Annotated in this window: 1 protein-coding gene; it reads left to right on the top strand. The window is 75.5% G+C overall.

Annotated features, from left to right (window positions below):
- The first annotated feature begins 20 nt into the window (after positions 1–20).
- On the top strand, positions 21–6,881 hold the full coding sequence (locus tag B446_RS01640; protein ID WP_020937653.1) for an SDR family NAD(P)-dependent oxidoreductase: 6,861 nt from the start codon (positions 21–23) through the stop codon (positions 6,879–6,881).
- The last annotated feature ends 1 nt before the right edge of the window (position 6,882 follow it).

Genomic DNA, 6,882 nt, shown 5'->3' with positions numbered 1-6,882 from the left:
TGCGCGGGGAAGAGAACCTGATGGACTCCTTGGACGGGCTGACCTGCACCGTCGTGATCCGGGGCAGCGACCCGGTGCTGCGCGACCACCGTGTCCACGGCACCCGGATCCTGCCCGGGGTGTCGCTGCTCGACATCATCCTGCGGGTGGTGCGAGCCCGGGGGGCGGATCCCGGCGGTGTCGAGCTGCGCCGTGTGCTGTTCCGCAACCCCGTCGCCGCCGGGCCGGACTTCGACACCGAGCTGACGCTGCGCTTCGCCCGCGACGACGGGCACTTCCGGGTGTCGGTCAGCGGCACCCGCCGCCCCTCGGGGCAGAGCGAACCGGTCCTGGACTGCCGGCTGTACCCGGGCCTGCCGTTCCCGCACCGCCGGCGGGACCTGGAGGCCCTGCGCGCCACCGCACGGCGGAGCGTCGACATGGCCGACCTGTACACGACCGTCCGCGCCACCGGTATCGAGCACGGCGAGTTCATGCGGGCCCTCGGCACCCTGCACGCCGGACCGGACGAACTGCTCGCGGACCTCTCGCTGAGCGCCCAGGCCGCCGAGTACGCCGAGTACTTCCACCTCCATCCGGCGGCGCTGGACTCCTCGACGCTGCTGCCCACCCAGTTCGCCGAGGCCGTGCCGGGCGACGGGGCACGCCCGTACATCCCGATGCTGATCGAATCGGTGCGGGCCGCGGGACCGCTGGGCTCGCGGACCCTGGTGCACGCCGCCCCGCCGCGCCAGGCCGGGCCCGACGGCGATCTGACCACGTGTGACCTGGAGTTCCACGCCCCGGACGGAACCGTCATCGCCTGGCTGCACGGCCTGACCTCCAAACGGATCCGGGACGCCGCGGCGATCACCCGCCTCGAGGTACGCACCCCGGCGGCGCAGGACGCCGACCGGATCGTCCGGGACCTGATCGAGGCGAGGACCGGCCGCGCCGACTTCGACGAGACGGCCGGGTTCTACGAGCTCGGCCTCGACTCGACGGCGCTGCTGGGGATCGCTGCCGACCTGGAACGGGTCTTCGGCGTCGACTTCTCCCCGACCCTGCTGTTCGAGCACAACACGTTCACCCTGCTGGCCGCACACCTGCGACGGTACGAGGTCGTGGCGGCCCCGCCGGCGGAACCGGTGACCGCGGCGACCGCCGTGACGGAGACGACCGCCGGGACCCCGTCGACCGCCGAGACCGAGGTACCCGCCGAGACGGTGTGGTTCGAGACGTCCTGGCAGCCGGCCACGCTGCCGCCCGGAGCCCCCTCGGCGCACTGGGTCACGGCCGGTGCGCACACCCGGGCGGACTGGCCGTCCGCGCTCGCGGACACCGCCGCGGCCGCTGTGCTGTGGCAGCCCGCCGATCCTGCCGACCTCACCGGTGAAGCGGTCGCGCTGAGCGAGTTCCTGGCGGCCGCGATCCGCGCGGGACGCAGCACCCTGCGGCTGGTCTGCCACGTCGAGGACGACGACGCGCCGGTGATCGCTCTCGCCGGTCTGCTCCGCACCGCGGTGCGGGAGCACCCGGGCGTTCGGGCCGCGGTGGTCCGTTCGCCACGCCGGGCCGACGCGCTGGCCGAGCTGGCCGCCGGGGCCCCCGACGTGGAGGTGTGCTACGCGCACGGCACCCGCCGGATCCGGCTCGCCCGGCCCATGCCGGCACCGGCGGACAGGGCGTCGCTGCGAGAGCGCGGGGTCTACCTGATCACCGGAGGGCTCGGCGGGGTCGGGCTGGCCCTGGCCCGGCACCTGGCCCGGTCGGTACACGCCCGGCTCGTCCTGGTCGGCCGCACCCCGGCCGATCCGTCCGTCACCGCCGAGCTGACAGCCCTCGGCGCCGAGGTGGTCACCCTGGTGACGGACGTGACCCGTGCGGACGACGTCGACCGGGCGGTGCGCACCGCGGTGGACCGCTTCGGCGTGCTGCACGGGGTGGTGCACGCCGCCGGCGTGCTGCGTGACGGATTGCTGGCGGGGAAGCGCGCCGATGACGTTCGGGCCGTGCTCGCCCCCAAGGTCGACGGTGCCCGGCACCTCGAAGCGGCCACCCGGCGCCTGAGTCTGGACTTCCTGGTGCTCTGCTCGTCGACCGCCGGCACCTGGGGCAATCCGGGGCAGGCCGACTACGCGTGCGCGAACGCGTTCCTGGACCTGTTCGCCGGCACCCGCCGCGACATCGTGTCGGTGGGCTGGCCGGCCTGGGCGGAAGGCGGCATGCAGGTCGATGACGCCGCGCTGCGCCGGATGGGCCTGCGAAGCCTGCAGACCCCGGCCGCCGTCGACGTGCTGCTGGCGGCCGTGGGCAGCGGCCGTTCCCACGTCGTGGTCCTGAACGGGGACGCGGCCCGGATCACGGCCGAGTTCACCCCGCCGGAGGCGGACCACGCGGCCCGGATCACGGCCGAGTTCACCCCGCCGGAGGCGGACCCCGAGCCGGTCGGACCCGACGACGACGCGATCGCCGTGGTGGGCATCAGCGGCCGCTACCCGATGGCCCGCGACCTCGACGAGTTCTGGGCGAACCTGCGCGACGGCCGTGACTGCGTCAGCACGGTGCCCGCCGATCGATGGGATCACGCGGCGATCTACTCCGAAGACCGCCGGACGCCCGGACGCTCCTACGGCAAATGGGGTGGCTTCCTCTCGGGGGTGGACGAGTTCGACGCGGAGTTCTTCCACATCTCGCCGAACGAGGCGGCCGTGCTGGACCCGCAGGAGCGGCTGTTCCTGCAGGAGGCGTGGCACGCGTTCGAGGAGGCCGGGCACGCGCCGTCGGCCTGGCGCGGCCGGCCCGTCGGGGTGTTCGCCGGGGTGATGTACAACCAGTACCAGCTCTACGGCGTCGGCCCGGAGCCGGGCCCGGTGCCCTCGTCGTTCAGCGCGTCCATCGCCAACCGGGTGTCGTACTTCCTGGACCTGCGCGGACCGAGCATCGCCCTGGACAGCATGTGCTCGTCCTCGCTGACCGCGCTGCACCTGGCCGTCGAGGCCATCCGCCGGGGGGAGTGCGAGGCGGCCCTGGCCGGTGGCGTCAACCTGGCCGTGCACCCGAACAAGTACCTGCTGCTGAGCCAGTCCTCCTTCCTGTCCACCGACGGGCGTTGCCGCGCCTTCGGTGAGGGCGGGGACGGCTACGTGCCCGGCGAGGGAGTCGGCGTGGTGCTGCTGCGCCCGCTGCGCGACGCGCTGCGCGACGGCGACCACGTCCACGCCGTCATCCGCGGTACCGCGGTCAACCACGGCGGCCGCACCGCCGGGTTCTCCGTGCCGAACCCGGCATCGCAGGCCGCCCTGATCGCAGGGTCGCTGCGCCGGGCCGCGGTCGACCCCGCCCACCTCGGCTACCTGGAGGCGCACGGCACCGGCACCAGCCTCGGCGACCCGATCGAGGTCGCCGCGCTGGAGGAGGCCTTCGACCGGATCGGCGCCGGCCCGGGTCCCTGGCCGATCGGATCGGTCAAGTCGAACATCGGGCACCTGGAGTCCGCGGCCGGCGTCGCGGCGCTCACCAAGGTCGTACTTCAACTGCGCCATCGGGAACTCGTGCCGTCGTTGCACGCCGACCCGCTGACCAGCGCGGTGCGGTGGGAGACCGCACGGTTCCGGGTACAGCGCGAACGGGCGCCGTGGCCGGGACGCGCGGACGTGCCGCGGACCGCGGCGATCAGCTCCTTCGGTGCGGGCGGGGCCAACGCGCACGTCGTCCTCGCCGAGTGGCCGGCGCCGCCGGCCGTGCCGGAACCGGCCGAGCCGCGGCTGTTCGTGGTGTCCGCCCGGGACACCGCCCGCCTCGACGAGAGCGTGGCCCGGCTGGTGACCCACCTGGAGGGCACCGGCGAGGACGTGGCCGCGACCGTGACCGCGCTGGTGACCGAGGTCGGTGCGACCGCGGCACGGCCCGACGAGCCGTTCGCCGAACTGGGCCTGGACTTCCCGCAACTGGCCGACCTCGCCCACCGCGTCCAGGAGGTGTTCGGGACCCGCCCCGTGATCGACGGAGAGACCACCGCCGATGCCCTGGCCGCCGCCCTGCGCACGGCGGCCGTCGCGGTGGACCCGGCGGCGCTGGCGTACACGTTGTGGTCCGGGCGTGAGCACCTGGACGAGCGGCTCGCCGTCGTGGCCACGACCACCGCCGAACTGCTGACGGCGTTGCGCACCGGGGTCGGCTGCCATCGCGGCCGCCGGCGGAAACCGGCCGCGGCGGTGACCGGTGACGACCTCGACGCGCTCGCCGCCGCCTGGGTCACCGGGGCCGAGATCACCCCGCCGATGCCGGCGCGAGCACGCCGACTGTCGCTGCCCGGATACCCGTTCGCCCGGGACCGGCACTGGGTGACCACCGGCACGGACCCGGGCCGGGTGCGGGCCGACCTGATGGAACTGCCCGGCGGGCATGTGCTGCCGGCCAGGATCTCGCGGGACGGCCACGGCTGGCTGGCCGACCACGCCGTCGACGGGACCACGCTGGTGCCCGGGACGTTCTTCGCCGACCTGGCCCTGCGGGCCGGCGCCCGGCTCGGCCGGCCGGTCGTGGCCGAGCTGGTGATCGAGGCGCCGCTGCCGTTCGGCGACACCGACCTGCGGCTCACCGCGGCCCTGCCCGGTGACGACGGGCGATGCGCCTTCGAGGTGCACGCCCGCGCTGCCGGAGAACCGGGCTGGACCCGGCACGCGACCGGAGCACTCGCCCCCGCCGGTGGCGCCGTGACCGGACCGCCCCCGCTGCCCGGCGACGCCGAGGAGCTCGACCTCACCGGCCTCTACGACCGGTTGCCCGGCTACGGTCCCGCGTTCCAGGGGCTGCGCCGCGCCTGGCGGGCCGGCGACACCGTGTACGCCGACGTCACCGTGCCCGGCGGTGACGCCGGCCCGTACGCCGTGCACCCCGTTCTCCTGGACGCGGCGCTGCACACGGTGGCGCTCGGCGGATTCGTCCCGGACGGCCGGGTTCACCTGCCGTTCGCCTGGTCCGGGATCCGGGCCGCGGCGAGCGGCGCGGTCGCCGCGCGGGCCTGCGTCGCCCCGGTCCGCCCCGGTGTCGTGTCCGTGCGGCTCACCGATGCCGCCGGCGGGCCGGTGGCCTCGGTGGACGCGGTGACCCTGCGCCCCGCCGGAGCCTCGGCAGACCCCCTGTACCGCGTCGACTGGGTGCCCCTCGACGACGTCCGTCCCGGCTCACCCGGCCGGTACGCCGTCGTGGGCCCCGACCGGGACGGCGTCGGCGCCGCGCTCACCGCCGCGGGCGTGACCGTGACCCGCGCGGACACCGCGGCGGCGCTGACCGGACCCGCCGAGGTGGTGATCGTGCCGGTCGCCGCGACGGGGACGTCGGCGTCCGCCGCGTTCGAGCTGACCCGTGACGTCCTTGAACAGGCGCGGCACTGGCTCGGCGAGAGCCGCTTCGGCGACGCCCACCTGGTCTTCGTCACCATGGACCCGGGCCCGGCCACGGCCGCCGCATGGGGACTGCTGCGCTCGGCGCAGTCCGAGCACCCCGGCCGCTTCTCACTCGTCGAGCTGTCCGGGGCGGACGCGGTGGAGGTCCTGCCGCATGCCCTGGCCACCGGCGAGCCGCAGCTGACCGTCCGCGACGGGCGGGTGCTGGCGGCCCGCCTCGTACGCGCCCCGGCCACCGACGCGCCGCCCCCGCGCCGGCCGGGCACGCTGCTCGTCACCGGGGGCAGCGGTGGCCTCGCCGGCCCGGTGGTGCGTCACCTGGTCGCCCGGCACGGATTCACCGACGTGCTCCTGGTCAGCCGCAGTGGCCGCGTCCCCACCGGGCTCCGCGATCTGAGCGCGCGGATCGAGCCGGTCGCCTGCGACGTCGGTGACCGGGATGCGCTGGCCGCGCTGCTCGCCGACCGGACGATCAGCATGGTGGTGCACGCCGCCGGGGTGCTCGACGACGGTGTGGTGACCGCGCTGGACGCCGACCGGCTGGAGACCGTGTGGCGGGCCAAGGCCGCCGGCGCCCACCACCTGCACGAGCTGTTGCCCGAGGCCGAGCTGGTGCTCTTCTCCTCGGCGGCCGGTGTGCTCGGCGGGCCCGGCCAGGGCAACTACGCCGCGGCCAACGCCTATCTCGACGCGCTGGCCCGGCACCGGGTCGCGGCGGGCGGCCGAGCGGTCTCGGTGGCCTGGGGGCCATGGGACCTCGACGACGGCATGACCGCCGACCGCGAACGGCTGGCCCGCGCCGGCCTCGCCGGGCTGACGGTCGAGGCGGGACTGCGCCTGCTGGACGCCGCGCTGGCCGGTACGGAGCCCGAGGTGGTCGCGCTGCGGTTGGCCCCGGGCACCCCCGCGGCCGTACCCCCCGTACTGCGCGGCCTGCTGAGTGCCGCACCGGCCGTCGTATCCGACGCGGGCCTGGCCGGGCTGGGATCCGCGGAGCTGCGCGCCAGGCTGTCGGGCCTGGTCCGCGGCGAGGCCGCGGCCGTGCTCGGCTACGCCGGTGCCGCCGCGATCGATCCGGGGCGCTCCTTCCAGGAGCTGGGGTTCGACTCGCTGAGCTCGGTGGAGTTCCGCAACCGCCTCGGCGCGGCGCTCGGCCTGACGCTGGAGGCGACCCTCGTCTTCGACCATCCCACCCCCGCTGATCTGGTGGAGCACCTCGCCGGGCGGTTCGACGGCGGCACCGGCGGTGCCGACGACCTGCCGGCGCTGTTCGCCGACTTCGACCGCCTGGCCGCCGGTCTGACCGAGGCGGCCACCGACGAGGTGTTCCGCGACCGGGTGGTCGAACGGGTGCGTGGGCTGCTCACCGCCCTGAGCCCGGCGACGCCCGAGGCACCGCCGGACCTGTTCGCCGCCGCAACCGACGACGAGGTGTTCGCCCTGATCGACGCCGAGCTGGGCAGCCCCGTACGGGGTCAGGAGGACCGATGAG

It is taken from the genome of Streptomyces collinus Tu 365, assembly GCF_000444875.1.
Lineage (GTDB): Bacteria > Actinomycetota > Actinomycetes > Streptomycetales > Streptomycetaceae > Streptomyces > Streptomyces collinus_A.
This window is presented reverse-complemented; position numbering and strand designations above follow the sequence as displayed.